General features: G+C 52.8%; 31 protein-coding genes and 2 pseudogenes. 19 read left to right on the top strand and 14 right to left on the bottom strand.

Annotated elements, in window-relative coordinates:
* Positions 1–9: 9 nt before the first annotated feature.
* From SFA31_RS02635 to SFA31_RS02585, 11 genes are read left to right on the top strand one after another with little or no spacing between them, the layout of a single operon-like run.
* Positions 10–342, top strand: coding sequence for a phage holin, lambda family (locus tag SFA31_RS02635; protein WP_063147938.1), 333 nt, complete (start codon positions 10–12; stop codon positions 340–342).
* Positions 329–769, top strand: coding sequence for a lysozyme (locus tag SFA31_RS02630; RefSeq protein ID WP_149618015.1), 441 nt, complete (start codon positions 329–331; stop codon positions 767–769). Before SFA31_RS02635 ends, SFA31_RS02630 begins: the two co-directional genes overlap by 14 nt.
* The gene (locus SFA31_RS02625; protein ID WP_322836578.1) at positions 766–1,302 is read left to right on the top strand and encodes a DUF2514 family protein; all 537 of its coding nucleotides are present in this window, start codon (positions 766–768) and stop codon (positions 1,300–1,302) included. Before SFA31_RS02630 ends, SFA31_RS02625 begins: the two co-directional genes overlap by 4 nt.
* 4 nt (positions 1,303–1,306) lie before the next feature.
* Positions 1,307–1,777, top strand: coding sequence for a phage tail protein (locus SFA31_RS02620; RefSeq protein ID WP_322836577.1), 471 nt, complete (start codon positions 1,307–1,309; stop codon positions 1,775–1,777).
* Positions 1,770–2,408, top strand: a complete 639-nt coding sequence (locus SFA31_RS02615; RefSeq protein WP_322836576.1) for a phage virion morphogenesis protein — start codon at positions 1,770–1,772, stop codon at positions 2,406–2,408. Before SFA31_RS02620 ends, SFA31_RS02615 begins: the two co-directional genes overlap by 8 nt.
* Positions 2,405–2,986, top strand: coding sequence for a phage baseplate assembly protein V (locus SFA31_RS02610; RefSeq protein WP_253380559.1), 582 nt, complete (start codon positions 2,405–2,407; stop codon positions 2,984–2,986). Before SFA31_RS02615 ends, SFA31_RS02610 begins: the two co-directional genes overlap by 4 nt.
* Positions 2,983–3,351 carry a GPW/gp25 family protein gene (locus SFA31_RS02605; RefSeq protein WP_322836575.1) on the top strand — a complete coding sequence of 123 codons (369 nt, stop codon included), beginning with the start codon at positions 2,983–2,985 and terminating at the stop codon, positions 3,349–3,351. Before SFA31_RS02610 ends, SFA31_RS02605 begins: the two co-directional genes overlap by 4 nt.
* Complete coding sequence (locus tag SFA31_RS02600; RefSeq protein ID WP_322836574.1) at positions 3,338–4,234, top strand: baseplate assembly protein; 897 nt, start codon at positions 3,338–3,340, stop codon at positions 4,232–4,234. Before SFA31_RS02605 ends, SFA31_RS02600 begins: the two co-directional genes overlap by 14 nt.
* Positions 4,227–4,841, top strand: coding sequence for a phage tail protein I (locus tag SFA31_RS02595; RefSeq protein WP_322836573.1), 615 nt, complete (start codon positions 4,227–4,229; stop codon positions 4,839–4,841). The genes SFA31_RS02600 and SFA31_RS02595 overlap by 8 nt, the downstream gene beginning before the upstream one ends.
* The gene (locus SFA31_RS02590; protein ID WP_322836572.1) at positions 4,831–5,871 is read left to right on the top strand and encodes a phage tail protein; all 1,041 of its coding nucleotides are present in this window, start codon (positions 4,831–4,833) and stop codon (positions 5,869–5,871) included. The genes SFA31_RS02595 and SFA31_RS02590 overlap by 11 nt, the downstream gene beginning before the upstream one ends.
* Entirely contained in the window at positions 5,871–6,467 is a 597-nt protein-coding gene (locus SFA31_RS02585; RefSeq protein ID WP_322836571.1) for a tail fiber assembly protein, read from the top strand. Before SFA31_RS02590 ends, SFA31_RS02585 begins: the two co-directional genes overlap by 1 nt.
* 154 nt (positions 6,468–6,621) lie before the next feature.
* Here SFA31_RS02585 and SFA31_RS02580 read toward each other — a convergent pair whose 3' ends face one another.
* The 6 genes from SFA31_RS02580 to SFA31_RS02555 are packed head-to-tail and all read right to left on the bottom strand — an operon-like array spanning position 6,622 to position 12,302.
* A complete protein-coding gene (locus SFA31_RS02580) occupies positions 6,622–7,110 on the bottom strand; it encodes a phage tail protein (RefSeq protein WP_006117901.1) in 489 nt (162 codons plus the stop codon).
* A gap of 14 nt (positions 7,111–7,124) precedes the next feature.
* Entirely contained in the window at positions 7,125–10,091 is a 2,967-nt protein-coding gene (locus SFA31_RS02575) for a phage tail tape measure protein (protein WP_322836570.1), read from the bottom strand.
* Positions 10,078–10,233: a GpE family phage tail protein gene (locus tag SFA31_RS02570; RefSeq protein ID WP_032424037.1), complete on the bottom strand. Its 156-nt coding sequence runs from the start codon at positions 10,231–10,233 to the stop codon at positions 10,078–10,080. Before SFA31_RS02570 ends, SFA31_RS02575 begins: the two co-directional genes overlap by 14 nt.
* Before the next feature lie 5 nt (positions 10,234–10,238).
* Entirely contained in the window at positions 10,239–10,556 is a 318-nt protein-coding gene (locus SFA31_RS02565) for a phage tail assembly protein (protein WP_322836569.1), read from the bottom strand.
* 48 nt (positions 10,557–10,604) lie between these two features.
* Positions 10,605–11,120 carry a phage major tail tube protein gene (locus tag SFA31_RS02560; protein ID WP_322836568.1) on the bottom strand — a complete coding sequence of 172 codons (516 nt, stop codon included), beginning with the start codon at positions 11,118–11,120 and terminating at the stop codon, positions 10,605–10,607.
* Positions 11,121–12,302, bottom strand: coding sequence for a phage tail sheath family protein (locus SFA31_RS02555; protein WP_135495450.1), 1,182 nt, complete (start codon positions 12,300–12,302; stop codon positions 11,121–11,123).
* A 153-nt stretch (positions 12,303–12,455) separates the two neighbouring features.
* Here SFA31_RS02555 and SFA31_RS02550 point away from each other — a divergent pair, with 153 nt between their 5' ends.
* The gene (locus SFA31_RS02550) at positions 12,456–13,592 is read left to right on the top strand and encodes a contractile injection system protein, VgrG/Pvc8 family (RefSeq protein ID WP_322836567.1); all 1,137 of its coding nucleotides are present in this window, start codon (positions 12,456–12,458) and stop codon (positions 13,590–13,592) included.
* Between the two features lie 39 nt (positions 13,593–13,631).
* Positions 13,632–13,880, top strand: a complete 249-nt coding sequence (locus SFA31_RS02545; RefSeq protein WP_078002107.1) for an ogr/Delta-like zinc finger family protein — start codon at positions 13,632–13,634, stop codon at positions 13,878–13,880.
* A gap of 30 nt (positions 13,881–13,910) precedes the next feature.
* On the opposite strand, the gene SFA31_RS02540 is transcribed toward SFA31_RS02545, so the two are convergent.
* Positions 13,911–14,603, bottom strand: a complete 693-nt coding sequence (locus SFA31_RS02540) for a hypothetical protein (RefSeq protein WP_322836566.1) — start codon at positions 14,601–14,603, stop codon at positions 13,911–13,913.
* Between the two features lie 860 nt (positions 14,604–15,463).
* On the opposite strand from SFA31_RS02540, the gene fieF reads away from it, so the two are divergent.
* From fieF to SFA31_RS02520, 4 genes are all read left to right on the top strand, one after another.
* Positions 15,464–16,402 carry a CDF family cation-efflux transporter FieF gene (gene fieF, locus SFA31_RS02535; RefSeq protein ID WP_322836565.1) on the top strand — a complete coding sequence of 313 codons (939 nt, stop codon included), beginning with the start codon at positions 15,464–15,466 and terminating at the stop codon, positions 16,400–16,402.
* A gap of 145 nt (positions 16,403–16,547) precedes the next feature.
* Positions 16,548–17,510: a 6-phosphofructokinase gene (gene pfkA, locus SFA31_RS02530; protein WP_322836564.1), complete on the top strand. Its 963-nt coding sequence runs from the start codon at positions 16,548–16,550 to the stop codon at positions 17,508–17,510.
* Between the two features lie 435 nt (positions 17,511–17,945).
* Positions 17,946–18,935, top strand: coding sequence for a sulfate ABC transporter substrate-binding protein (locus tag SFA31_RS02525; protein WP_322836563.1), 990 nt, complete (start codon positions 17,946–17,948; stop codon positions 18,933–18,935).
* A 65-nt stretch (positions 18,936–19,000) separates the two neighbouring features.
* Complete coding sequence (locus tag SFA31_RS02520; protein ID WP_322836562.1) at positions 19,001–19,777, top strand: CDP-diacylglycerol diphosphatase; 777 nt, start codon at positions 19,001–19,003, stop codon at positions 19,775–19,777.
* A gap of 118 nt (positions 19,778–19,895) precedes the next feature.
* Here the strand turns inward: SFA31_RS02520 and tpiA are convergent, their stop codons facing one another.
* Both tpiA and SFA31_RS02510 read right to left on the bottom strand, forming a co-directional pair.
* Positions 19,896–20,663, bottom strand: coding sequence for a triose-phosphate isomerase (gene tpiA, locus SFA31_RS02515; protein ID WP_322836561.1), 768 nt, complete (start codon positions 20,661–20,663; stop codon positions 19,896–19,898).
* Positions 20,664–20,762: 99 nt separating this feature from the next.
* Positions 20,763–21,365 (bottom strand): DUF1454 family protein, encoded by a 603-nt coding sequence (locus SFA31_RS02510; protein ID WP_322836560.1) that lies wholly within the window; start codon positions 21,363–21,365, stop codon positions 20,763–20,765.
* 115 nt (positions 21,366–21,480) lie between these two features.
* On the opposite strand from SFA31_RS02510, the gene SFA31_RS02505 reads away from it, so the two are divergent.
* A complete protein-coding gene (locus tag SFA31_RS02505; protein ID WP_322836559.1) occupies positions 21,481–21,906 on the top strand; it encodes a DUF805 domain-containing protein in 426 nt (141 codons plus the stop codon).
* Here the strand turns inward: SFA31_RS02505 and fpr are convergent.
* The 4 genes and pseudogenes from fpr to SFA31_RS02490 form a co-directional block, all read right to left on the bottom strand.
* On the bottom strand, positions 21,897–22,643 hold the full coding sequence (gene fpr / locus SFA31_RS02500; protein WP_322836558.1) for a ferredoxin--NADP(+) reductase: 747 nt from the start codon (positions 22,641–22,643) through the stop codon (positions 21,897–21,899). The two genes, SFA31_RS02505 and fpr, sit on opposite strands and share 10 nt — an antisense overlap.
* Before the next feature lie 113 nt (positions 22,644–22,756).
* A pseudogene (glpX, locus tag SFA31_RS19030) lies at positions 22,757–23,548 on the bottom strand (class II fructose-bisphosphatase); the annotation flags it as partial.
* A gap of 57 nt (positions 23,549–23,605) precedes the next feature.
* Positions 23,606–24,247: pseudogene (locus SFA31_RS19025) on the bottom strand (FGGY family carbohydrate kinase); the annotation flags it as partial.
* Between the two features lie 88 nt (positions 24,248–24,335).
* Positions 24,336–25,178 (bottom strand): MIP/aquaporin family protein, encoded by an 843-nt coding sequence (locus tag SFA31_RS02490; protein ID WP_322836556.1) that lies wholly within the window; start codon positions 25,176–25,178, stop codon positions 24,336–24,338.
* 513 nt (positions 25,179–25,691) lie between these two features.
* Between SFA31_RS02490 and zapB the strand changes: the two genes are divergently transcribed.
* Positions 25,692–25,934 (top strand): septal ring assembly protein ZapB, encoded by a 243-nt coding sequence (zapB, locus tag SFA31_RS02485; RefSeq protein ID WP_322836555.1) that lies wholly within the window; start codon positions 25,692–25,694, stop codon positions 25,932–25,934.
* 73 nt (positions 25,935–26,007) lie between these two features.
* Here the strand turns inward: zapB and rraA are convergent, their stop codons facing one another.
* The gene (gene rraA / locus SFA31_RS02480) at positions 26,008–26,493 is read right to left on the bottom strand and encodes a ribonuclease E activity regulator RraA (RefSeq protein WP_322836554.1); all 486 of its coding nucleotides are present in this window, start codon (positions 26,491–26,493) and stop codon (positions 26,008–26,010) included.
* Between the last annotated feature and the right edge of the window lie 21 nt (positions 26,494–26,514).

Below are 26,514 nucleotides of genomic sequence, written 5' to 3'. Positions count from 1 at the left end.
GAGGTTGCCATGAGCGACGTACCTACGGGGATGCTGGAACAAACAATGAAATGGATTGCTACATATCTGCCGACGCTCTACGCGGCAGGTGCAGCGTTGAGCATATCGGCGCTGATGAGTCTGTATGACGGCCAGTCAATGCTGAAAACCGCCACCGGTTCACTGGTCTGCGGGATTGTCACGCTGGCGGTTGCCGGATCGCTTGAATATCTGGGCCTGCCATCCAATGCCGTCACCTTCGTGGGGGCGTCAATCGGATTCATGGGGGCTGACAAGGTACGCAACAAAGTGACCGGCTTTATTGAAACCCGTATCGGAGGGGCGAAAAGTGGAAATGAGTAAAAACGGACTGGCCCTGCTGAAAAGCTTTGAGGGCTGTGAGCTAACCGCCTATCAGGATGCAGTAGGTGTCTGGACTATCGGCTATGGCTGGACGCAACCCGTTAACGGCGTGCCGGTCGGTAAAGGGATGACCATCACACAGGCAACCGCCGATAGCCTGTTGAGCAGCGGCGTGGTGCAGTATGAAAAAGGTGTTACAGGTCTGGTGAAGGTAGCCGTTAATCAAAACCAGTTTGATGCTCTCGTTGATTTTGCCTACAACCTGGGCGTTAACGCTCTGGCGGGGTCAACACTGCTGAAAAAACTGAATGCCGGGGATTTTGCGGGCGCAGGGGATGAGTTTCCGAAGTGGAACAAAGCAGGCGGCAGAATTCTTAACGGTCTGGTTAAACGCCGTGCCGCTGAGCGGTCACTGTTCCTGTCATGAGCTGGTTATTGTCTTACTGGAAACCCGCACTGATCGCTGTGCTCTGCGGTCTGGTTGTCTGGTGGTTCAGCCATCAACGCTATACCGCTGGATACAGTAAGGCTAACGCAGAGTGGGCACTCAAATGGAAACAGCGGGATGCCGATGATGCTACCGCGCTGGCTAAGCGGCAGGCTGAGGCCAGGGCAGAAGAACAACGCCGACAAGGTGAAATTGATGCGATCAGAAAACAAGCCAGCCAGCAGCTTGCTGGCGTGCAGGCTGATGCCGATCGTGCCCGTGCTGCTTCTCGTGGGCTGCACGACAGGGCCGACAAACTCGCCAGGCAACTGGCAGACCGTGAACGCGCCTGCGGTGCCGGAACTCCCGGCAGAAGCGAGGCAGAAACCAGCGGCGCCGTACTGCTCGCCGACTTGTTCCGCCGCGCTGACGATCGAGCGGGAGAACTGGCAAGAGAGGCTGATGAGGCAAGAGCCAGAGGGCTGGCCTGTGAAGCCGCATACGGTTCAATAGCGACTACGCCTAAGAGATAGCGCCATGTTAAAAGCTGATTCACTACGCGAGACCCTGACCCGCGCAAACAAATGGTGCAGGGCCAATCCTGAAGCCTTCACCGTTTTTGTGGAAGAAGGGAACATTGAGACGACCGGCGAAACACCGTCATTTATGTACCGCTATACCCTGGTGCTGTTTGTGATGAATTTTGCCGGTGATATTGATGATTTCACGTTGCCGTTAATGGCATGGCTCTGGCACAACCAGCCCGATCTGCTGCTGAACCCAGAGAAGAACAGGAACATTAAATTTACGACCCTTATCAACAACGACGACACCGCCGACATTCTTTTTGAAATGCCGATGCGCGAGCGCGTGAAGGTCACTCTGGATGCAAACGGTATTCCTCGCGCGAAGCATTTGCCGGAACCGAAACCGCGTATCCCGTCAGCGGACGGCGACTGGAGCGTCATCTTTGAGGATGTGACGTGGGAGGCAGACGCGCATGAGTAACGATCTCTTCCGTGAGCTGGATCAGGTATTCAGCGACATACTGGCGGGCACCTCGCAGGCCGGACGTGTTCGCACCGCCCGCGCTGTTGGTCAGGCACTGCGAAAGAGCCAGCAACAGCGCATTAAAGCCCAGCAAAACCCGGAAGGTTCGCCATATCCTGCCCGCCGTCGCCGGGTGCTGCGTTCTCAACAGGGCATTGTGTTTGTCTGGCAGGGGGAGATCCGCCGCCTCAAAAACTGGCACGGTGGCCGGGGAAAATACGGGCGAACCATTACCGGCTTTGACGAAGAGCGCAACGATATTCGCACGTTTTACCGCAGCGATATTGAGCGTTACATCGAGATCAATACGCGCTCAGTGCGCCGCAGCACTGCGAAGAAGGTGCCGATGTTTCAGCGGTTGCGCAGTTATCGCTTTCTCAAAATGCGCGCTGATGCAGGCGGTACAACCGTGGGCTATGACGGCGTGGCCGCACGCATTGCGCGTGTGCACCAGTACGGCCAGCACGATCAGGTCGGGCCGGGTGCCTTTGCTAAATATCCTGTGCGTGAGCTGCTGGGCTTTACCGCTGGCGATGAACAGATGATTACAGAACAGGTAGTTAACAGCCTGGGGAGTGCCGCACGATGAGCGCTGAACTGATCCGCCTGCTGGAAAATATCCTCCGCGTCGGTGTCGTTATTGCCGTTGATGAAGAGAGCTGGCGCGTGCGCGTGCAAAGCGGCGAGCTTCAGACCGACTGGCTGCGCTGGAACACCACACGCGCCGGGGCATTCAGTATCTGGGTGCCGCCTTCCGTGGGTGAGCAGGTCTGGCTGGGCTGTATCGGTGGCAACCCTGAAACGGCGGTCATTATCGGCAGTCTCTACAGCAGTGACCACCCTGCGCCGGGCAGCAGCCTGAAAGAGATTGTGCTGACAGCGCCGGACGGTGCCTCTTTCCGCTATGACGCAGAGGCCAGCGCGCTGGAAGCGCAGGGCATGAAGACCGCACATATCAAAGCCTCTGCCAGCGTCACGCTTGAAACGCCGATCGTAGAATGCACCGACCATCTGAAAGCGCGGACGTTCGAACTGTCGGAGGGCGGCACGATGAAGGGCAATGTTACCCATTCTGGCGGATCGCTTTCGTCTAACGGGGTGACGGTTCATTCGCACGTGCATGGTGGTGTGCAGGGTGGCAGCAGCAACACCGGGGGGCCGAAATGACAGTCCGCTATACCGGGATGAACCCGGACGGCACGGGCCAGCTAACAGACACCGATCAGCTGTGGAATTCAGTACGCGACATACTGACCACGCCGCTGGCAAGCCGGGTGATGCGGCGGGATTACGGCAGCATGATCCCCGATCTGCTGGATGAACCGCAAAACGAAGTGACGCGCCTGCAATGTATGAGTGCGGCAGTGATCGCCCTGACGATGTGGGAGCCGCGTATTGCCCTGAACGGCATCAGTATCAGTTATTCAAAGGATGGCGCTGTTACCGCTGAACTGGTCGGCATTATCACCGAAACCATGCAGACGGCAGGCAGTGCGCTGACGCTCAGGAGTGGCAGCAATGGCAACAGTTGATTTATCGCAGCTACCGCAGCCGCAAATTATCGAAGTGCTGGATTTTGAAGTCATTCTCAGCGAGGTCAAAGCCGTCTTGCTGGCGGCATTCCCGCAGGAACAGCAGGCGTCTGTTGCCGCCGCGCTGGATCTGGAATCCGAACCGCTGAACGTGATCGCCCAGGTGGTTGCCTACCGTGAAATGATGCTCAGGCAGCGGATTAATGACGGTGCGGCTGCATGTATGTTGAGCCATGCCGTATCGTCCGATCTTGATAACCTCGCGGGCAACCTGAACACCGAGCGTCTGATCATCACCCCGGAGACGGCAACCACTGACGCGGTAACGGAAAGTGATACCGCACTGCGTTTGCGGGCGCAGGCTGCGTTTGAAGGGCTAAGCGTGGCGGGGCCAACTGGCGCATATGAATATTTTGCCAAAAGTGCCAGCGGCAAAGTGGCGGACGCCAAAGCGATCAGCCCGTCGCCTGCCGTGGTGGTGGTCTCTGTGCTGTCCACCGAAGGCGACGGCACTGCCAGCGCGGAACTGCTGGCGACGGTGGATAAGGCGCTGTCTGCTGGCGATAAGCGCCCCGTTGCCGATCGTCTGACCGTTCAGGCCGCAGAGATCGTGAATTATCAGATTAATGCGCTGCTGTATTTCTACCCCGGCCCTGAGTCTGAACCTATCCATACCGCCGCGCAGGACGCGCTTCAGTCCTGGCTGAATCAACAGGGCAAAATTGGGCGTGACGTTGCCCGCTCAGCCATTATGGCGGCGCTGCATGTTCAGGGCGTGCAGAGGGTGGAGCTGCTGGAGCCTGCCAGCGATATTGTGATCGCTGATACGCAGGCCGCGCGGTGTGAATCCTTCACGATCGAGACCGGGGGCACCGATGAATAAAAACATGCTGCCGCCTTCGGTCAGCGGCTTTATGCGCAGCACAGAGAAGGTGACGGAGCGGCTAACCGATATTCCTGTGGACCTGCGCAAGCTGTGGAACCCGGACGAATGTCCGGCTGATCTTCTGCCTTATCTCGCCTGGGCGTTGTCTGTTGACCGATGGGATAAGAACTGGTCAGAACAAACCAAACGGCAGGTAATTAAAGCCTCCTGGCTGGTTCACCGTCAGAAGGGCACTATTTCCGCTTTGCGCCGCGTGGTTGAACCGTTCGGCTTTCTGCTGCGTGTGATCGAGTGGTGGCAGAGCGGCGAAGAGCCGGGAACCTTCAGGCTTGAAATCGGTATTCAGGACCAGGGGATTACGGAGGAAACCTATCTTGAGCTTGAGCGCCTTATTGACGATGCCAAGCCGAGAAGTCGCCACCTGACTGGCCTGTCCCTTTCACTTCAGTCGCAGGGCTATATCGAAGCCGGGGCGGGATGTTATATCGGCGATACGCTGACCGTTTACCCCTATTTTCCTGAAACCATATCCGTGGGCGGTGGTGACTACACCGGCGCGGCAGTCCATTTAATTGATACCGTGGAGATCGCAAGTGGCGACTAAATATTTTGCTCTGTTGACCAATATCGGGGCGGCAAAACTGGCAAACGCCACGGCATTGGGTGCGCAGGTTGAGATCACCCAGATGGCCGTAGGCGATGGTAACGGTGTACTGCCGACACCGAACCCGGCACAAACAGCGCTGGTTCATGAGCAGCGTCGCAAGCCGCTTAATAGCCTGAGCGTTGACCCGAATAACGATAGCCAGATTATTGCCGAGCAGGTGATCCCTGAAAATGAGGGCGGGTGGTGGATCCGTGAAATCGGTTTGTTTGATAAAGATGGCGATATGATTGCCGTCGCCAACTGTGCGGAAACCTATAAGCCGCAGCTACAGGAGGGAAGCGGGCGCGTGCAGGTCGTGCGCATGATCCTGATTGTTAGCAGCACTGAGGCTGTGACGCTGAAAATTGACCCTTCGGTAGTGCTGGCAACCCGCCAGTATGTTGATGATCAGATAATCCAGGTGAAAGCCTATGCTGATCAGCAACTGGCGGCGCATGTTGCTGCGGCTGATCCACATACGCAATATTTGCTGGAGTCGGATATTGATAAATATATCCCTGTGGGTTTCCCACTTCCGTGGCCGCAGGCAACGCCGCCAGGTGGTTGGCTTAAGTGCAATGGTGCAACGTTCGATAAGGTGAAGTATCCGAAGCTGGCGACGGCTTACCCTTCTGGCGTATTACCAGATCTGCGTGGGGAGTTTTTGCGAGGCTGGGATGATGGGCGCGGGGTTGATGTGGAAAGGGCTTTGTTAAGTGTGCAAGGGGATGCAATTAGAAATATTACGGGTGCCGTGAATGAAGTTAAAGGTGTCATTGATACAGCTACATTCAGGCTACAGACTGGTAATGGTGTCTTTGCCTTAGCTTCTCAGTCGAACAGAAATATCTATGATAATTCTGGAACTTACACGACTAAGAATAACCCTTGCACGGGGTTTAATTTTGATGCTTCTCGGCAGGTACCCACAGCAAGCGAGAATCGTCCGCGCAACGTCGTATTTAACTACATCGTGAGGGCTGCATAATGACGCAGGCAAAACTAAATAGCGAACGTATTGCCACTGTGGCGGGTGATATCACGGTGTTTAACTACGATGGCGAGACGCGCGAATACCTGTCTACATCCGTGGAATATCTGGCTGTTGGCGTTGGCCTGCCAGCCAACTCCTGCACTGACGAGCCGGGAGAAAGCAAAGAAAATTTCGCCATTTGCCGGACAGCAGACTTTACCGCCTGGGAATACGTCGCTGATCACCGTGGTGAAACGGTGTACAGCACTGATACAGGGGAATCGGTGATCATTTCTGCACCAGGTGATTACCCGGAGGGCACCACCACGCTGGAGCCGTCCACGCCTTACGATACGTGGAACGGTAGCGAGTGGGTGACGGATAACGAAGCACAGCACAAGGCGGACGTGGAGGCAGCAGAACAACAGAAAGCTGCGTTACTTACAGAGGCACAAACGACGATCAGCCTGTGGCAGACGGAATTACAGTTAGGCATTATCAGCGATGAAGATAAAGCCAGCCTGATCGCCTGGATGAACTACATCAAGGCAGTGCAGGGGGGGGACACCTCGAAAGCGCCGGGTATCACCTGGCCGGATAAACCGGAATAAGGCCACGTTCCGGCACGCACTGCCAGTTTTAACCGTGCTGGCCATGTGTATCGAGTACAGTCATTTTTAACGGTGCTGCAGCACTGTCAGTTATGGCGGTGTGTTCAGGAAGGGGAAGCGGGCAAATGCCCGCTTTAGTTTTATGTGGATGCCGTCAGAACAGGCCCGACAGCGTATTACTGGCAGAGTTGTAGGCAGACGTGGCTTTATCCTTCAGCCCTGAAAGCAGATCGCCAACGGACGATGCTTGCAAGCGTTCGCGCAGGTCTTCATCGCAGCGCTGGAAGCTGATCGAAAACTCTATTTTTTTCGCCTTTCCGTAACGGTCAAATTCCGTATGCGTGGCCTGTAGCCCTGTCAGCACATACATCCCGTAAATCTGCCCTGCGCCGCTGATTAAAGGCCACGGACGCCCGGTGTATGCCTGCGTTGCCAGAACAGTAAGAGACACGTCACCGCCTGTAATTTCAGGGTAAAGCACTCCGTCTAGGTTGATCTGTGTCTCCCCCGCGCCGATGTACTGCCATTTTGCCGATCGGTTGATACGGTCATTTTTCACATGCCGCCAGTTCAGCGAGTGGCGCAGCTGCTGGTAAGGCAACGTTTTCAGTTCAAAAACGAACATCCCGTATATCATCATCATAATGTTGCTTCCCCTTAATCTCTGTCTTTGAAGCTGCCACGGTTGAGGCGTTCACGGCGGGCCAGTTCGGCACTTACGGCGTCGGCGGCAATCCGGCCAATTTCGCGCGCGTCCTGCCGGTCAACGCCGTGCAGATGTACGTGGATTTCGCCCGTAAAGCCTCCAGTGGAAACCGGTATATTGCTGGCGTTGCGGCTGACTGGCAGAAGTTCCGCTTGTTTAACGGGAAGCGATGCCGCCACCACTGCGGGGCGTGCGCTTAACCCGTTGTTCCTGACCGTGCTGGCCAGTTGCGATTCTTTCCATTCCCCACGAACAGCCAGAGCACGCGGCAGGTTTTTAAACACGATATCGCCGGGGCCGATCTTCTTCGTGTTGTCGGCTGTCGCTTTGGTGTTGCTGTCGATATTCTGCAATCGGCGCATTGTGCCGTTATCGCCGGTCAGAGGTGATGTGGGTTGTGGTGTGCCTGGTGGAACGTTTTTCACCTCAACTTTTTTCGGTGCAACCTTAGCAATATCACCCTGAAGAAAAGCTATTTTGTCCTGAAGAACGGCCATACGCTGCGCGTCTTCGATCTTCTTCCTGGCTTTTTCGGCTTCATCAGGCAGAACGCCGAGTTTTTTGAGTATCCATGCCAGCGTATCCAGCAGCATTTTCGCAGGCGTAAGAACAAGCTGGAGCGCACCACCCAGAACGTTGCCGAACACCTCACCGGCGCTGGCGCATTTATCCAGCGTTTCCTTGCTGGACTCCATTGGGGAAAGCAGAGATTTGAACCAGTTAAAGACCTGGCTTATACCGTTGCTCATTGCATCAAAGATGGGGCTGAACTGCGCGAAGGTCTCGCGTAATGGTGCGAGTCTTTCCATGATGCCGGTGAATATACCTGCAAAAAATGCTTTAAGAGGCTCCCAATACCGCCAGATAAGTACTCCGGCAGCAATAAACGCCGCTACTAACAGGCCAATCGGACTAAACAGCAGTGACAGCGCTGTACCCAGCATAGACACCGCAGTAGTGATCATGCTCCATATGGCCGGTAAACCTGTCAGGCGAAGGGCGAGCATTCCGAGGTTTTTAGTCAGTGCTCCCAGCGCGGCACCAGGGGCAAGAAATACCCCCATAAGTGCGCCACGCATCGTGGGGATGATGGTTGAAACTCCCCGCATTTTCCCTGCTAACGAGCCGAGAACTGGCCCCCATCCGCGCGCGCTAGCCATTGCCGGGCCGGAAGCCGTGCCGAGCGTTCGCAGAGCGGCAACCGTTCCGGTTATGCCCCTGCCTCCTGTCAGCAGGGTAAAACCTAGCTGGAGTTTAGCCAGCGGCCCCATCAGCAGGCCGATCGCCAGCGATGTGCCGCCAATGGCGGCGGTCAGTGCCAGAACGCTACCACCGACAACCAGCAGGGATTGGGCGAGCTTCGGATTCTTCTTCGCCCACTCCGTCATATTTCCCACAACGTCACTCAGTCCCTGAGTCAGGCCGCGAAGCTGATTGTTGACGAGATCGTTAATCTGGATACGGAAGCCTTCCCAGGCGCTGTCCAGATTTTTGAGATCGCCATCAAGGTTATCCGCCATTATTTTTGCGGCTTTCTGTGCTTCACCTTTGGCGTTTTTCAGTTCACCCAGCAGCTTCTGAAGTTCGCCGCTCCCGGCCGACATAACCAGAGCCTGGAATGACTTTGATGCCTCTTCACCGGCAATATCTTTGAAGAATGAGAGCTTATCGGTATCCCCGTACTTGCTGATCTTTTTATAGAGATCGGTTAGAACCACTTCAGCAGGGCGCATTTTCCCCGTTGCGTCAGCGACTTCTACGCCCAATTCTTTAAGCGCGGTTTTTGCCCTGCCGGTTGGCGCGGCAAGGCGTGAAAATGTGGCCTGCAAACCTGTACCGGCGATACTCCCGCGCAGACCCACGTTCGCCATTACGCCGATCATGGCTGTTGTCTGTTCAACACTGACGCCAAGATTGGAAAGACCTGTCCCGGCGTACTTCATCGCCTCACCGATATTTTGCAGATCGGTGTTGGTGCGGGTGAACGCCCCCGTTAGTACGTCACTGACGCGATCCATTTCTTTGGGATCGAGGCGGAACTGAGACAGAATATTTGAGCTGATATCGGCGCTTTCGCCTAAATCCATACCACCGGCCAGCGCCATATTGAGTACGCCGGGCAGTGCGGCCTGAATGGCCTGCGGAGTGAAACCTGCCATAGCGAGAAACGCCTGCCCGCTGGCGGCGTCAGTCGTGGTGAACTGCGTTTCAGCGCCCAGCTTTTTGGCCTGCTCACGCAGTGCGGAAAAGTCAACGGAGCTTTTATCTATGCGGGTCAGCGCCTGCACGCGGGACATTTCACGGTCAAACCCAACAGCCGGGGATAAGAAGCGTCCCGCTGCGTAACCGGCAGCAGTGGCCCCGGCAACGGCCATCGTGCCACCGCCGCGAAGTTTACCCGCCGTTTGCTGCATCTGGTCGTAGCGCGCACGTGCCTGCGTGACAGCGGCAAGCTGTCGCCGTTCCCGCTCAAGAGTCCGGTTGTACTGTTCGGTTCGGCGTATGGCGCTCTGAATGGTGCGATCGCTGCCGACAAGTGAAACGCCGTGGCTGCGCAGCGCCTGTGAGGCAGCGCGCAGCTTAACCATTTCCTGCGTGCGTGCAGAGTTAAGGCGCTCCAGCTTTGCGGCCAGTGCTGCCATATGTGCTTTTTGCTTGTCTGTAAGCTGTGTACCTTCCCGCTGCGCCTGATTCAGCCCTTCAAGCGTCCGGCTGGCTTCGTCAATTTTGCGGGAGGTCTTTTGCACGCTGTCGCGCAGACGGTTGAACGTGCGGGACTGACTGTCCAGATCTTTAATGCGGGACTGCGTTTTTTTGAGGGATTCAGACAAACCGCCCGCACTCTGGCGGGCGGCATTGACCGGGCGGGTAAGTTTATCGATCGCGCTGAACGCGACGCGGATATTAAGGCTTTTCACTGTCACTGGCTCCACTTCGGACAGCCGCCCGCTCACGCCAGGCTATGACTTCGCCCAGTTCCATCGTGAAGACTTCAGAGGGCGGCCAGTTGAAAACAACCGCGATATCAGCGACCAGATCGTCGATCAGGTCGAACCGCAGGAGTGTTACTGATTCTCCGTCTCCGCCTCGTTCGATGCTCCAGACCCCGCAGGCGTCAAAAAAGGGACGAGCGCTTCTGAGAGGCTGACGAAATCGCGGGTATCCATTTCGTTGATTTCGGTCTGCTTGAGGCGCGGTGACGTGACGCGGGTCAGCAATATCGCCACTGAATCCACATCCATATTCATCACGTTAACCAGCTTCAGTCCGCGCAGGGAACCAGCCTGTTTGATATCATCAGTGATCGTTACCTGAGTAATTTTCTCATCGCCGCGAACAACGGGTTTTGCCAGCGTAATGGCGTTATCGTTTTTTTTGCTCATTGTTGAATACTCCGAGCGGCACTGGTGTGCCGCCACTTATCAGGTTAATCAGTTACCCATTCCCAGCGCAGACGTAATGCGGTCAGGGTAGATATTCTTGCCGTCTTTCTTGTAGATGAAGTTCAGCAGATCAAACTCAAACAACGGCTTATCGTCGATGGTGAGCTTGTAATAGGTGTTCTTCATCGTGTAGCTGACGGAGGTGTCTTCTCCCTGCTTGCTTTCACCGCCGTCCATTTCGGTGATGCGGCCACGCAGTTCGACCTCAACCAGCAGGCTTTCACCATCGGTGTAATACTCGCCGGCGAAGCGGAAGCGGGTCTCGTCGATATCGCCGCAGTAGTTCAGCAGAAGCGACTGAACCAGACCGCCAACCACCATCGTGGTATCCAGCGCGCCACTGTCCAGACCGAGATCCACCGCAGCGGATCCAATCATCCCGCCGCCCTGAAAATCTTCCGTTTTACGTGTCAGCTTTGGCAGCGTCACGGAAGAGACTTTGCCGATGCAATTGCTGCCGTTCACAAAGCAGGTGAACAGGCGCAGTTTGTGAGGAGCCGCCATTTATGCACCTCCCAGAGAAGAGAACGCCGATTCAAAGTATTCATCGGTGAAAGTCTGGTACATCGTCAGATCCTCCATCGGCGGAACCGGCGTATATTTATAGCGAATGCGCACCTGACCCTGACGGAGACCGGTTGTCGGGTTATCCAGGATATCGAACCAGCATTCAGCGCCGATTAGCCGTCCCTGCGTCACCAGCGAGCTGAGTTTCCCGCTGATACCGCTGACCACGTCCTTGACGTTGGCAGGGGTAAGCGGCTCGTCAATGGCCTCAAACTGCGCTTCTGCGATGCTATCAGCCAGGATCTGGGCGGTACGGGTATAAACCTCAAAGATGTAATCTTTGGTATCCGTGACGCGGTTTCCCCAGAACCGGAAACCGTTACGCTTGATGAGCGTCGTGATCTCTTTGTTGTTCAGTTCGTTCGCGTCGCTGTCTTCAGCCTGAAGCGACCAGAAAACATCCTGCGAAATACCCAGCACGTTGTTGACCGACACGTTGGAAAGCGATTTATGCCAGCCCTGATTGTTGTCAATCAGCGCACGCAGGCCGCAGGCATACGCCGGGGCCGGGAAGGTTTCGTTTTCTCCAGTCAGCGGGTTATAGGCGATGAAATCAGGCCAGATAAGCATAAGTTCGCGGTAGGCGAAGGTTGCGCGATAGGTGATGGCTTCCGCCATCGTCTTACAGCCGTAACAACTGGCATAGACAAACGCGCGCAGGTTTTGCGCAATGACGCACAACGCGGAGGTCACTTCTTCCGTGTCGTATCCCGGCACAGCCAGAATGCGCGGACGATAGCCGACCTTCTGTTCTGCCGTCAGAAATGCGTACATGCCGGTATAGCTGCCGTCTTCTGCCGTGCCGCCCATGATAAGCTGTGCCTGCGTTTTACCGCCTTCCTCTTCCGTAGCCGCTGCCACGCGCACAACGATCACCTTCGGGCTGGTCTGGTCAGCGATGGCTTTAAGCGTTTTGTACAGGGAGCCGGTTTTACCCGCCTTACCCAGCACGTTGTTAACCCGCGTCACTAACACGGGGGTATTCAGGGGAAAGGCTTCCGCATCGGCATCATCCGCCACGGCGACGACCCCAATGACATTCGATTCAATGTCATTGATAGCCGCCACAAGGTCGGTATTCTCCCGGATGCGGGCACCATGAAAGCGATCTTCCGCCATAGTTTCCACCATTACGTTATTGAGTTCGCAGTGATAATCCCCCATGTTTGACCGTCGCTCACGCTATTGCGGGTCTGGCCGGACGGTGACAACAAAAACCGATTTGGTCTCTCCCGCGCGCGTGGGATCCTTCGCCGGAAGAAGGGGGAAAGCATGGCACTTACAGACCTGACCAAATCACTTAACGACGCCGTCAGCAGTTATAACGATTCACTTACCGAGGCGGTAAAAAGTCCGGGATTCAGCATTACGATGGGCGGCAAGGTGCTGACGCAGCTTGATGATCGGATCATGTCGTTGTCACTGACGGACAACAGGGGCTTTGATGCTGATCAGCTATCTATTTCCATTGATGACAGTGACGGTATGGTTGCACTGCCGCCGCGCGGGGCTGAGCTTGCCGTATCATTTGGCTGGCTGGGTGAACCGCTGATTTACAAGGGGCTGTACACGGTTGACGAGGTATCCCACGAAGGCCCGGCAGATACCATTGGCGTTACTGCCCGCAGCGCTGATTTTCGTGAAGAGTTCAACGTAAAGCGCGAAGTCTCATGGCATGACGTGACCGTAGAGCGTGTTGTGTCGGCAATAGCGCACCGCTACGGACTGAAGGCGCAGATCAGTGAAATGCTCATAGATATTGAGATTGATCACGCCGACCAGACGCAGGAAAGCGATATGTCTTTCCTTACCCGCATGGCGGACATGCTGGGTGCAATTGCCACCATCAAGAACGGCAGTCTGCTGTTTATCCTGCCGGGTGGTGGTGTGACCGCTGACGGGAAGGCGCTCCCCTCTGCCAGTATTGACCGCACAAGTGGCGATCGGCATCGCTTTCGTATTGCCGATCGGGATGCCTATACCGGTGTCCGGGCTTACTGGCTGGATCTAAATTTTGGCAAAAAGAAAAAGGTCAGCGTTAAGCGCCGCAAACCTGCAAAGCCCAAAAAAGAGAAGAGCAGCAGCCGTGAGGGCGATTACATGGAGGGCGCAGACGGTAACGTCTATGTGCTGCGCAAAACCTACCAGAATGAAGAGGCAGCGAAACGTGCGGCGGCAGCAAAGTGGCAACAGCTTCAGCGTGGCGCAGCAGAGTTTTCGATCACCCTGGCGCGTGGCCGCGCTGAGCTTTACCCCGAAATGCACGTCACGGTTAGCGGTTTTAAGGATGAAATAGATAATCAGGACTGGATCATTGCGCGTGCTGAGCACGTCATAGACGACAGCGGTTTCACCACCCGGCTGGAGCTGGAAGCAAAAATACCTGACTGGATAGCGGAAACTGAATAAAATGAAATGGAGTTCAACTCCCACAGGGGAGCCATCATTATGTTCAGATGTCCATTTTGCGGCGCTATGGCCCGCACCCGTACCAGCCGTAAAATAACTGATATGACTATCCGGCAATATCACCAGTGCCAGAATCTGGAATGTAGCCGGTCATTCACCACTCTAAACAGCGTGGAAAGGGAAGTGACAAAACGCGCAGGTGTTGCACCGCTACCGCCTGACTTCATCCCTCGCGATGCCTTCCCTGCGTCCCACTATGGAAGGGATCAGTTAAATCTTGCGTTATAAAAGAACCCCGCGATTATCGCGGGGTTTTGTTCATCGTAAGTATTCGACAATATGACCAGTCTTCAGATCGATTTTAGCGGATAACTGATTTTTCACCGTTGCGCCATAACTATTGGCACCTTGATAAGTGGTTGTCGCAATGGCGTAAGGTGCTGCACCATCCAGGATAAACCGATACTTAGTTTCCAAATGTTTGAATGAAGACGGATCATTCATGTCGTCTTTTATTGCAGCAATAAGCGGTTGGTATGAGCTATCAAACAATCTGACATTACTTTTGAAAACGTCAAAATCTACCATCTTGGCTAAAGAAGACGGATCCTTTTGATAATCTTGCTTACACCAATCAAGTGCCTCGGAAGCCTTGATATCATCATTTTTCGTATATGAGTGCTGGCTAATACATTTGTAAAAATCGCTTGATGCGCTTAGAGGTAAGCCAGCTTGAGATAAATAGCTTTCAATGATTTTAGAGCGTTCATCTTTATCTAAGCTTCGCCATTGCTTGAGTGAGGTGTTTTTGTAGTTAGACGATGTATCATTTGGTGCCTCTGGTATATAAGAGCACGCCTTTGGAATCACCCCCAAAACTACTATGAGAACAGCCAGGGCAGCTAAAGGGTGCCACCATCGATCCCCTGGTTTTTTAACATCACAATACGGGCATTTTTTTTCTTTACGATCGACTTCACTCCCGCACTTCCTGCATGTAGTCATTGTCATCTATGGCACTCCTTTAGTTTGTGCAAATTCACACCAGTAAAAAAGTCGTCACCATCAAATCAAGGAAAGCCCTGCATTGCAAATACAGGGCTTTTTGTCGAAGCGTAGTCAAAATGTAGACGAAGATTGAAATAAATCCTTTTATTCCATTGTGTTACTGGCCGAATTCCTTCACCATCCCTGTCTTCCCCCACATGATGTGGGGGTTTTTTTTATCAGGCAATTCATTCTGCTCTAATGGCAAATTGTTGTGTTCAAGTGTACACCTGATAACCGTATTGCGATTCAATAAGACATTTGAGTGCTTAATCCGCAATGGTTTTCTCTGCTTCAATCTTTAGCTCTGTCGTTACAACCTATCTATCGCCGGTTTTACGCAATCTATAAAAGTTTAGTAGACACGCTAATGATTCAGTGAGTATCCCTGCAAACAATATGATTTTTGGTTAAAATGAGACCTTTCATTCCTATCTTGAGAAAGCTTACCCCTATCTGATTTAGAAGAATCGTATTAAGGGGGTATTAATGCGGGAATACGTCAGAGAGCTTACCGCATTATGTAGACAAAAACGTAATAGCTTCTCGCTACGAGCACCCCTTTGCGATACGAAGAATATTTCATATTAATTTTGATACATTGCAATGGTTTATAGCATCGAAAATATGAAGCCATTGATAAGTCAGTAAAGCCTTTTGAAGATAAGCCGATATTTTTTGCAAAATGTCATGAGGTTTGATTAGGGTCAGTATGCTCCTCTCTTTTTATATCCTTTACCAAATGCACCTTTGTCACTGAGATTAATGCTCGTGACTTAGAAGGGGTTGGTTATACTGTCGCGGTATTAGCAGAGAGGCGTTTTATGGAACAGCAATATGGTCGACTGGTAAGCCGCGCGGCTATCGCTGCCACGGTAATGGCGTCATCGTTACTGGCAATTAAAATCTTTGCGTGGTGGTATACCGGTTCAGTCAGTATTCTCGCAGCATTGGTCGATTCATTAGTGGATATTGGTGCCTCATTAACCAATTTGCTGGTTGTTCGTTATTCGCTGCAACCGGCCGATGAAAAACATACCTTTGGCCACGGTAAAGCGGAGTCGCTCTCGGCACTGGCGCAAAGTATGTTTATTTCCGGATCGGCATTATTTTTATTTCTGACAGGATTACAGCATTTAGCCCAGCCAGGGCGTCTTAATCAACCAGGCGTCGGTATTATCGTCACGTTAATTGCTTTAGTCAGTACGCTGGCATTAGTTACTTTTCAGCGCTGGGTGGTACGTAAGACTCATAGCCAGGCTGTACGGGCAGATATGCTTCATTACCAGTCGGATGTTTTGATGAATGGTGCAATTCTTGTCGCGCTGGTTTTATCGGGATTAGGCTGGCATCGTGCGGACTCGCTATTTGCTCTGGCGATAGGCGTCTATATTTTATATAGCGCGCTCCGCATGGCCTATGAGGCTATTCAGTCCTTGCTTGACAGGGCGTTACCGGAGGACGAGCAAAAAATAATCGTTGAGATTGCGACGAACTGGCCTGGGGTGCATGGCGCACACGATTTTCGTACGCGGTTATCTGGCCCGACCAGGTTTATCCAACTTCATCTTGAGATGGAAGACGACTTACCGCTAGTGCAGGCTCATGAGATAGCCGAGCAGGTTGAGCAGGAGATCCTTCGCCGTTTCCCGGGTTCAGATGTCATCATTCATCAGGATCCTTGCTCGGTTGTGCCAGCCCAATATTTACCAATCCTCGATAGTAAAACAGATGAAAAAAGTGAGGCAGTCCCACATTTTTAGTATAAATAACCGCCGTGGCGACTGACCTGAATCAATTCAGCAAAGAAATATTGATATACTATTTTCACTATGCTTTTCATTCCGGAACTTTTACGGCGGTTTCCGGCAGCGGGATTAATTTTGCATTCTAAGTTCAGAGGTAGTCATGATTAAGAAAATCGGGGTGTTGACGAGCGGTGGCGATGCGCCAGGGATGAACGCGGCAATTCGCGGGGTGGTACGTGCCGCATTGACGGAAGGTTTGGAAGTCTTTGGCATCTATGATGGTTACCTGGGGCTATACGAAGATCGCATGATCAATCTAGACCGCTATAGCGTTTCTGACATGATCAATCGCGGCGGTACTTTCCTGGGGTCCGCGCGCTTTCCTGAGTTTCGTGAAGAGCATGTGCGCGCTGTCGCAATCGAAAATATGAAAAAACGCGGCCTTGATGCGCTGGTCGTAATTGGCGGTGATGGCTCCTATATGGGAGCAAAACGCCTGACAGAAATGGGTTTTCCCTGCATTGGTTTACCGGGCACTATCGATAACGATGTCGCCGGTACTGATTACACCATTGGTTTTTTCACCGCGTTGAGTACCGTGGTAGAGGCCATTGACCGCCTGCGTGATACCTCATCTTCACATCAGCGTATTTCTATTGTTGAGGTGATGGGCCGCTACTGTGGCGATCTGACGCTTGCTGCCGCCATTGCTGGTGGGTGTGAATTCCTTGTTCTTCCTGAAGTAGAATTTAAACGCGAAGATTTGGTTGAGGAAATTAAGGCCGGGATTGCAAAAGGCAAAAAGCACGCCATCGTTGCGATTACTGAGCACATTTGCGATATCGATGAACTGGCAAAATACATCGAGACAGAAACTAAACGTGAAACGCGCGCGACGGTTCTGGGGCATATTCAGCGCGGTGGCTCGCCCGTGCCATACGATCGTATTCTCGCTTCACGAATGGGCGCTTACTCGATTGAATTACTGCTACAGGGCTATGGCGGGCGCTGTGTCGGTATTCAGAATGAAAAGCTGGTGCACCATGATATCGTTGATGCCATTGAAAATATGAAGCGTCCGTTCAAAGGCGACTGGCTGGACTGCGCGAAAAAACTCTACTGATTTATTCGCTCGCAGACCTTTTCCAGCGCATAACGCAGTGTTCTACCCGGTATCGGACACTAAACGGTGTTCGCTGCCGGTGATTAACCCGCCGGTTTATGCGTCTGGCATTGCGCTATCACACTGACGCAGCGAGTTTATTGGCGCTTGGTTTTGCCGTTGGCGCCCAATTCTTTGTTCATCTTATTCAGCGTTATTCACTCCGGCAGAATACTATATTTTCGGAGGCCAGCCCCTGTCACGAATATCGCGTTAGCGGTAATCAGAATTAAATACTGCGGTGAATTTCTGTGTCACGAAACATAACGCACGGGTGACTTCAGTATGGTTATTCCTTTTATTTATAAATGTACTTTTTTTATTCTTTATTAAGTATTACCCGTTTCTGGCAGGCTGAGCCTCATTGAAAGGCTAATTGATGCAAGAGAGAATGCCATGAAAAAATGGGGTATCGGCGCGGCGTTGTTATTTCTGTCGGCGGGTGCGCTGGCGAAAGATGTCCAGCTACTGAATGTCTCCTACGATCCTACGCGCGAACTTTATGAACAATACAATAAGGCGTTTCGCGTTTGGTGGAAGCAGCAAACGGGGGATAATGTCACGATCCGTCAATCGCACGGAGGATCGGGGAAACAGGCGACTGCTGTTATCAATGGCATGGAGGCTGATATAGTAACGCTGGCGCTGGCCTATGATATCGACGCCATTGCGCAACGCGGGCGTATTAATCAAAACTGGCAGCAGCGCCTGCCGGATAATGCGTCTCCCTACGTTTCCACTATTGTGTTTCTGGTGCGTAAAGGGAACCCCAAAAAGATCCGTGATTGGTCCGATTTAACCAAACCAGGCGTTTCGATTATCACGCCAAATCCTAAAAGCTCAGGCGGCGCGCGCTGGAACTATCTTGCAGCCTGGGGCTACGCATTGCACCATAGTCATAATAACCCTGCTAAAGCGCAGGCGTTTGTGCAGGCGCTATATAAAAATGTCGAAGTCATGGATTCCGGGGCGCGTGGTGCAACGAATACCTTCGTAGAAAGAGGCATTGGCGATGTTTTAATCGCATGGGAAAACGAAGCGCTTCTTGCTACGCGGAAGTTAGGAAGCGGTCAGTTTGAAATAGTGACGCCATCGGAATCTATCCTGGCAGAGCCGCCGGTAGCGGTAGTGGATAAAGTAGTAGATAAAAAAGAGACCCGAGCGGTAGCGCAAGCCTATTTAAAGCACCTTTATTCTCCGGAAGGGCAGAAAATCGCGGCGGAAAACTATTACCGGCCCCGGGATCGTGGGGTGGCGACAAAATATGGCGCTCAGTTTCCTAAGTTAACGCTATTTACCGTAGACGATATTGCCGGTGGCTGGAATAAGGCGCAGAAAACCCACTTTGCCAGCGGCGGTATTTTCGATCAAATCAGCAGACGGTAGTTGCTACTTCACCCACATCTTCCCCTGCGCTACGCTACTAAAAAACCATGCGGGCGCGGGAAATAATGAAAACTTCGGGATGGCAATGGATTGCGCTGCTTATCGGGCTATTGGCCGTGGGCGCAGGCGTAAAGCTGGCTGGTACCGGTAATGCTGATGCACTGCGACGTATTGTTTTAGAACGGTGTGTGCCTCACCAAAAGTATGAAGGAACGCCGGCGCCCTGCCTGCGCGTAGATTTATCCGATGGCTATGTATTATTTAAGGATAAGCGGGGCGCGTTACAATATTTGCTGATGCCGACCATGCGTATTAACGGTGTGGAAAGTCCGCTGCTGCTTGCGGCAAGCGCGCCTAATTATTTCTGGCAAGCCTGGCAGTCCCGAAATGTAATGGGAATAAAGCGCGGTGCACCGATTCCTGATGCCGCCATTGCATTAACCTTAAACTCCCGGTTTGGGCGCACCCAGAATCATCTGCATATTCATATCTCCTGCCTGCGTCGTGATACGCGAGCGGTAATCGATAGATATGCAGAAAGCATCAATACGCTCTGGCGGCCTTTTCCTGAGCGGTTGGACGGGATCCATTATTTAGCCCGACGCGCAACATCACATGAGCTGGCGCAGCGCGGCCCTTTTATCTCTTTGGCTAATGAGGTTCCCGATGCGCGTTCGCATATGGGGCGCTATGGCATCGCCCTGGCGCAGCTTTCAGGTGGGGATTTTATCTTACTGGCGACCGAGCGTAATCTACTGACTTTTAACAGAGGTTCGGCCGAAACCCTTCAAGACCATGATTGCCTGATTTTGGATGAACCACGGTTTAATTATCGGCGATAGACGTCAGCAAATGTATTGTAAAAAGCGGAGCGGAGGCTTATTGAGTTAGCAGGCGGAAATCCAGGTCTGGTAACCGCCTGCTGAATCACAGCGGCGCGCGCAGGCGTCGCTAGAGTGATTAGGCCTGCTTAGCGGCCGCTGCGGCTTTAACGATAGTGGCGAAGGCATCTGCTTTCAGAGAAGCACCGCCAACTAATGCACCGTCAATATCCGGCTGCCCAAATAGTTCTGCGGCGTTAGCGGCATTTACGGAACCGCCGTACTGAATAATAACCTGTTCGGCGATAGCGGCATCGGCCTTGGCGATATGAGCGCGAATAAACTTATGAACAGCCTGTGCCTGTGCCGGAGTTGCGGATTTACCGGTACCAATCGCCCAAACTGGCTCATAGGCAATAACGGTGTCTTTAAAAGCTTCTGCACCCTGGGTTTTCAGGACGGCGTCAATCTGGCGCGCGCATACTTCTTCCGTTTTGCCCGCTTCATTTTCCGCTTCAGTCTCGCCGATGCAGAGTACCGGCGTTAATCCTTGCTCTTTTAGAACGGCGAATTTCTTGGCGATCAGTTCATCAGATTCTTTATGGTAAGTACGGCGCTCTGAGTGTCCAATAATGATGTATTGGGCACCGATATCTTTTAGCATTTCTGCCGACGTTTCACCGGTGAAAGCGCCGGACAGATTCAGATCGACATTTTGCGCGCCGAGGAGGATATGGCTGCCGCCTGTGGCCTGTTTGGCAAGGCTCAGATAGACTTCCGGCGGAGCAATCGCGACATCACAGTCTGCGACGCCAGCGAGTTCATGGCGCAGGTTATTGATAAGCTCGTTAACCATATGACGGCTGCCGTTCAGTTTCCAGTTACCCATCACTAAAGGATGTCTCATGTTACGTCTCCACGCGGTAAAGATAAAACAGCGCTGCCGATAAGCAGCGGGATGGTGAAACAGTATAGAGATTATGCGAAGCAAAGGCTTTGCTTTTTATCACGAATGCGTATCGCTATTTTCAGATAGCGTAAGCTTAACCGGTTCAATAGCGAGAGTTAGCCCTTTTTCGCCGTTATCCGCAACAACATAGCGTATGGCACCCTCATTCCAGGCGTAATAACCACTTCGCTTACCTTCTCGCAGTAAACGTTTCAGGCGGTTCTGGCTCTGCTCCTTCGTCAAACCGGGTGTAAATACGCGCATTAGCGCTGCCATCCAATTCCAGGCCGTGTCCTGTGCGGCTTTTTTATCCGGCCCAGGGATAGGCAGCCAGGTAATTTGCATACTTTTTATTTTAAGCGTGCCACGTTCCAGCGCCGTTGAAGCATAAAGGTTTTCGTTGATTTTACTGGCCGCGCGCATTAGGTTCGCTTTATCCTGCACGTGGCCGATAGCGCGAAACTCCGTAAGTTTAAGCGTAGGATTATCATGATTAAATTTCTCTCGAAATTGGGAAATCGAGAGATCGAAAGTTGGCGCGCCGGGTAACAAATAAGTCGCCTGGGGCGCAGGGTCGCCGCTCGTGGTTGTTTGCATCGCTGCATGCCCTGCCGTTAGCGGCAGCGTAGAGAGCAGAAAAGTAAAAAACCGGATTTTCATTGCTGTGTTCTCTTTATTATTGCTGTCTGCGATTAAATCGATACGCGATGCGCTTGTCAAAATTTGAGCCGAAGGCGCACATTATTTTACCCTGGTAAATTATAAGGAAATCGTGGTGACGATACAGCAATGGTTATTTTCCGCAAAAGGACGTTTGGGCCGCCGCGATTTCTGGCTGTGGTTAGCGCTTTGGGCTGCGGCGATATGCCTTCTGTTTACCCTGGCGGAGTCTGTAGTGACACTTCAGACCGCCGCGTTTATGCTGGTATGCCTGCTTTGGCCGACGGCAACGGTCGTAATAAAGCGGCTGCACGATCGCAATTTATCCGGTGCCTGGGCGCTGTTATTGATAGCCGCATGGATGCTGGTCGTGGGAGATTGGCGTGTCGCTGGCGCGACTGGGGTCTGGGTCTTGGGGCGTATACTTCCCGCATTGATTTGGATGTGGGCACTACTGGAACTGGGCGTTCGTGCAGGAACGCCAGGGTTAAACCGCTATGGAAAAAAGCGCCAAATGATATGGCGCGGCGATTACCAATAATGCTCAGCGGTAATATGCCCGGGCCGACGGCGTAAATGCTTCGTCATTCCCCGCTGAGTCTTCAGAAGTTGGGTCGTATCGCGGACCATTTGAGGATTACCGCACAGCATCATATGGCTGGTTTCAGCGTTTATTGGCAACCCGATACTTTCTTCCAGCTCGCCGCTTTCAATAAGTGCGGGCAAACGCCCATGCAACGATCCTGGCTGAGTTTCACGGCTAACGACCGTTTGAATGCGTAATTTTCCCTGATAACGCGTCTGTAATGCCTGCATTTGCGGCAGATAGCTTAGATCGTTGGCGTAGCGTGCGGCATGTACCAATACGAGATTATCAAAGCGCTCCAGTGAGATGCCCTGCTGCAGGATTGATAAATAAGGCCCAATAGCGGTGCCCGTCGCCAGCATCCAGAGCGTATTGCTGGTAGGAACCTCATCCAGCACGAAGAAGCCTGCGGCTTCATTTACTACCTGGACTTCATCCCCGGGTTTCATCGCATGGAGCCGGGGGCTAAGCTGCCCTTCAGGCACATTGACCAGATAAAACTCTAAATCGGGGTTGTTCGGTGCGTTAACGTAGGAATAGGCGCGCTGCACACGCTCTCCGTTAATCTCCAGCCCAAGTTTGGTAAATTGTCCTGCGGTGAATGGCGCAACGGGGGCGCGGATTGTCAGACTAAAGAGTGCGTCAGTCCAGTGTTGTACGTGGGTAATTTTGCCGGTAACCCATTCCGCCATGGTGGTACTCCTGTTGGATTTAATGCCGTATCTATCATGGCAGGAATCGCCCGCGCTTTTCCAGCCCAATAAGGCGGCAAGGCTCCATCTGACAAATGGCGCCTTGCCAACTGCTACAGTATATGTTGCTGGATATCCGGATCTTTTCGATCCAGATAGTGAATAGATTGTATGCGGCGAATTGTTCGGGATTTTCCGCGAATCAGTAGCGTTTCTGTGGTGGCAATATTGCCTTTACGGGTAATACCCTCTAGCAGATCGCCTTTAGTAATGCCGGTTGCAGAGAAAATGACATTATCGCTGCGCGCCATATCGCCCAGGCATAAGCGCTCGCCGGGAGTTAGGCCCATTATCAGGCAGCGGGCAATTTCCCGTTCACCGATTAGCCGGTTTTCCGGCGTATCGCCTTTAACCTGATGGCGGGCGAGAAGGCGACCCTGCATATCGCCATCAAGTGCGCGGATTACCGCAGCGGAAACCACACCTTCCGGCGCGCCGCCGATACCGTACAGCACATCAACTTCACTATCAGGCATACAGGTCAGTATTGACGCGGCGACATCGCCGTCCGGAATTGCGAAAATACGGATACCAAGCCGCTGCAGCTCCGCGATGACAGCATCGTGGCGCGGTTTTGCCAGAATAGTCACCGTTAATTCCGTTAACGGTTTTTGCAATGCGCTGGCGATACGCAGCAGGTTTTCCCGTAGAGGAAGCGTCAAATCAATAGCGCCTTTTGCACCTGGGCCAACGATAAGCTTTTCCATATACATATCTGGCGCATTCAGAAAGCAGCCGCGATCGCCCACGGCCAGCACGGCCAGGGCATTGGCTTGGCCCATTGCCGTCATGCGCGTGCCCTCGATGGGGTCGACGGCAATATCTACGGCATCGCCCTTACCGCCGATATTGGCTTGCCCATAAACTTCGGACGATTTGCGCACCTGCGGCAGTATGGTTCGCGGGATATCCAGCGCTTCCAGCAAACGGTCATCCCAGTCGAGATCGTGGATGTTGAACAGCATGGTGCGCGAAGCGTTGGTATAGTCGGTGACGTGAACCCGCCCCTGTGTCATTTTCCAGATAAGCCAGGTATCGACGGTGCCGAAAAGAAGTTCGCCACGCTTCGCCCGTTCACGGGCACCTTCCACGTGATCAAGAATCCATTTTACTTTTGTGCCTGAAAAATAGGGGTCGATAATTAGCCCGGTACTGCGGCGCACGTATTCTTCCATGCCGTTGTGTTTAAGCTCTTCGCAGATTTCTGCGGTGCGTCGACACTGCCAGACAATAGCGTTATAGATGGGCTTTCCGGTTTCCCGATCCCAGATAATGGCCGTCTCACGCTGGTTGGTAATTCCGATAGCAGCAATCTGATCGGAGCGAATATCCGCCTTGGCCAGCACTTCAGTTAAGGTTGAGCTTTGCGTAGCCCAAATTTCCATGGGGTCGTGTTCCACCCAGCCGGCTTTAGGATAAATTTGTTCAAACTCGCGCTGAGATACGCTGATGATATTGGCATCATGATCCAGTACGACAGCGCGCGAGCTGGTGGTTCCCTGATCGAGAGCGACGATGTATTTCTTTTCTGATGTCGTAGTCATAGTGTGTTCCTGAAAATGGGATTATCCCAATATCGGTGTAAGGCCGGCTTTTACTGTGTCAAGCCAGAAGTCATGGCCGTTAGAGGCGTTAATTTACGGTATCTTCGGAGGTTGCCCGAATGTCGGCAGTATTCTTTGCCTCGGCGGTATGGGGTAAGTAGCAGGCAACCAGCTTGCCATAGCTGTATGCGCCCAGCATCGCGCCGATGACGGGCGCGCACAGCGGTACCAGAAAGTACGGAATATCTCCTCCACCGGTAAAAGCTGTGGTTCCCCAGCCTGCGAGCCAGGCCAGGGTTTTAGGGCCAAGATCGCGCGCCGGGTTCATGGCGAAGCCGGTCAGTGGCCCCATTGATGCGCCGATGACGGCAATTAATAATCCGATGAGTAGCGGCGCCATAGGGCCGCGCGGCAGCCCGTTGTTATCGTCCGTGAGCGCCATAATCAGCCCCATTAATACTGCAGTAATGACGGTTTCGACGGCGAAGGCCTGCATGAAGTTCAGGTGGGGATTAGGATACGTAGAAAAAATACCGGCCAGTTCCAGGCTTTGAACGCTGCCGCGCACCATATGATGCGTTTGCTCGTAATCAAAGAACAAGTTGTAGTAGAGACCGTACACCAGCGCGGCGGCGCTAAAAGCGCCAAGGAACTGGGCGATGATATAGGGAATAACCCGTCTTTTATCGAACCCGCCAAAAGCGCACAGGGCTAGCGTTACCGCCGGATTTAAATGTGCGCCGGAAACGCCCGCGCTTAAATAAATCGCCAGAGCAACGCCAATCCCCCATATGATACTAATTTCCCATTGCCCGAAGCTGGCGCCAGCCACTTTCAACGCGGCAACGCAGCCGACGCCAAAAAAGATAAGCAGCCCTGTCCCCAGGAACTCGGCGATGCACTGGCCTTTTAGTGATGATAGTTGACTCATAATCAGGCTCCTGAAGGGAATAATATGGATAAAAACACTGTCGGCAATCTGCCTGCGGGTGTTAATTTATCGTTAACGAGCGAAAGTGAAAAATTACGAACTCAAAATGTGCGTGTCAGGTCAAAAAAATGCGCGATTTCGCGCTGACGAATACGATAAAACGGTGCGTTGATGTAGCAAAAATGCCGTTATCGTCTAGCGATTATTAACATTTTATCTACAATGGCGGTTATGAACTTTCGGCATAGACTGAAAAGTGTTGCAAAGCGCAAACAGCGCGGCGCATTGCTGGACACTGAAGAGCGCGCTCCATACAATCAGGCTTATCATCAGTGCGCGCATGTTAATGTTGAAGCATTCGCCGGAAATTAGGTTGAGATATACCTTATGTTGGCTGAGTTATACGGAAGATGCCCGTGCAATGATTCGGGCTGATGCAAAATATTCCCCGGAATAGCGTATAACTTTAGCCAGAGGGGATCCGCGCCTTGCAAATTCAGGAGAGGTACCACGATGTCATTTGAAGTATTTGAAAAACTGGAAGCTAAGGTTCAGCAGGCGATTGATACCATTACGCTGTTACAGATGGAAATTGAAGAGCTGAAAGAAAAGAATAACCAACTGGCGCAGGAAGCGCAGCAAGCGCACGGTAATCGTGAAGCGCTGGAGCGCGAGAACGCGCAGCTGCGCGAGCAGCAAAGCGCCTGGCATGAGCGCCTACAAACGCTGCTGGGTAAAATGGACGAGGTCAACTAAGCTCGTTGAAGGCATGCAAAAGGCACCCTTTCAGGTGCCTTTTCTTTTATCATTGTACGCTCAGCAATAGCGGTTATTCGATATCCAGCGGATCTTCGGACAGAATAATACCGGTATTGTCGGCATAAAGATGATCGCCGGAAAAGAATGTTACGCCGCCAAAATTGACGCGCACATCGCTTTCGCCCACGCCTTCCCCTGCGGAGCCAACGGGAATGGCGGCGATAGCCTGGATACCTAAATCCAGTTCTTCAAGATCGTCAACGTGACGGACGGCGCCGTAGCACACAATCCCTTCCCATTCATTTTGCACGGCCAGACGCGCCAGGTCGGCATCGATTAGCGCTCTACGCATAGAGCCGCCGCCGTCAACGAGTAAAACGCGGCCACGCCCGTTTTCCTCTAGCATTTCATACAGCAACCCGTTGTCCTCAAAACATTTTACTGTGATGATTTGCCCACCAAATGAAGACCGTCCCCCAAAGTTGGAGAACAGCGGTTCCACCACGTTGACATCCTCCTGGTAGATGTCGCAAAGCTCGGAAGTATCATATTTCATAGGCTTAACATTCAGTTGCTG

Source organism: Erwinia sp. HR93, assembly GCF_034555055.1.
In the GTDB taxonomy this organism is placed as follows: domain Bacteria; phylum Pseudomonadota; class Gammaproteobacteria; order Enterobacterales; family Enterobacteriaceae; genus Apirhabdus; species Apirhabdus apintestini.
Note: the sequence above shows the minus strand (reverse complement) of the source record. Positions and strands in the feature narration are given on the sequence as shown.

Coding starts and splice junctions, on each gene's coding strand:
- SFA31_RS02635 (WP_063147938.1), top strand. CDS start 10: ATGAGCGACGTACCTACGGGGATGCTGGAACAAACAATGAAATGGATT.
- SFA31_RS02625 (WP_322836578.1), top strand. CDS start 766: ATGAGCTGGTTATTGTCTTACTGGAAACCCGCACTGATCGCTGTGCTC.
- SFA31_RS02620 (WP_322836577.1), top strand. CDS start 1,307: ATGTTAAAAGCTGATTCACTACGCGAGACCCTGACCCGCGCAAACAAA.
- SFA31_RS02615 (WP_322836576.1), top strand. CDS start 1,770: ATGAGTAACGATCTCTTCCGTGAGCTGGATCAGGTATTCAGCGACATA.
- SFA31_RS02610 (WP_253380559.1), top strand. CDS start 2,405: ATGAGCGCTGAACTGATCCGCCTGCTGGAAAATATCCTCCGCGTCGGT.
- SFA31_RS02605 (WP_322836575.1), top strand. CDS start 2,983: ATGACAGTCCGCTATACCGGGATGAACCCGGACGGCACGGGCCAGCTA.
- SFA31_RS02600 (WP_322836574.1), top strand. CDS start 3,338: ATGGCAACAGTTGATTTATCGCAGCTACCGCAGCCGCAAATTATCGAA.
- SFA31_RS02595 (WP_322836573.1), top strand. CDS start 4,227: ATGAATAAAAACATGCTGCCGCCTTCGGTCAGCGGCTTTATGCGCAGC.
- SFA31_RS02585 (WP_322836571.1), top strand. CDS start 5,871: ATGACGCAGGCAAAACTAAATAGCGAACGTATTGCCACTGTGGCGGGT.
- SFA31_RS02580 (WP_006117901.1), bottom strand. CDS start 7,110: ATGATGATGATATACGGGATGTTCGTTTTTGAACTGAAAACGTTGCCT.
- SFA31_RS02565 (WP_322836569.1), bottom strand. CDS start 10,556: ATGAGCAAAAAAAACGATAACGCCATTACGCTGGCAAAACCCGTTGTT.
- SFA31_RS02560 (WP_322836568.1), bottom strand. CDS start 11,120: ATGGCGGCTCCTCACAAACTGCGCCTGTTCACCTGCTTTGTGAACGGC.
- SFA31_RS02555 (WP_135495450.1), bottom strand. CDS start 12,302: ATGGCGGAAGATCGCTTTCATGGTGCCCGCATCCGGGAGAATACCGAC.
- SFA31_RS02550 (WP_322836567.1), top strand. CDS start 12,456: ATGGCACTTACAGACCTGACCAAATCACTTAACGACGCCGTCAGCAGT.
- SFA31_RS02545 (WP_078002107.1), top strand. CDS start 13,632: ATGTTCAGATGTCCATTTTGCGGCGCTATGGCCCGCACCCGTACCAGC.
- SFA31_RS02540 (WP_322836566.1), bottom strand. CDS start 14,603: ATGACAATGACTACATGCAGGAAGTGCGGGAGTGAAGTCGATCGTAAA.
- fieF (WP_322836565.1), top strand. CDS start 15,464: ATGGAACAGCAATATGGTCGACTGGTAAGCCGCGCGGCTATCGCTGCC.
- pfkA (WP_322836564.1), top strand. CDS start 16,548: ATGATTAAGAAAATCGGGGTGTTGACGAGCGGTGGCGATGCGCCAGGG.
- SFA31_RS02525 (WP_322836563.1), top strand. CDS start 17,946: ATGAAAAAATGGGGTATCGGCGCGGCGTTGTTATTTCTGTCGGCGGGT.
- SFA31_RS02520 (WP_322836562.1), top strand. CDS start 19,001: ATGAAAACTTCGGGATGGCAATGGATTGCGCTGCTTATCGGGCTATTG.
- tpiA (WP_322836561.1), bottom strand. CDS start 20,663: ATGAGACATCCTTTAGTGATGGGTAACTGGAAACTGAACGGCAGCCGT.
- SFA31_RS02510 (WP_322836560.1), bottom strand. CDS start 21,365: ATGAAAATCCGGTTTTTTACTTTTCTGCTCTCTACGCTGCCGCTAACG.
- fpr (WP_322836558.1), bottom strand. CDS start 22,643: ATGGCGGAATGGGTTACCGGCAAAATTACCCACGTACAACACTGGACT.
- SFA31_RS02490 (WP_322836556.1), bottom strand. CDS start 25,178: ATGAGTCAACTATCATCACTAAAAGGCCAGTGCATCGCCGAGTTCCTG.
- zapB (WP_322836555.1), top strand. CDS start 25,692: ATGTCATTTGAAGTATTTGAAAAACTGGAAGCTAAGGTTCAGCAGGCG.
- rraA (WP_322836554.1), bottom strand. CDS start 26,493: ATGAAATATGATACTTCCGAGCTTTGCGACATCTACCAGGAGGATGTC.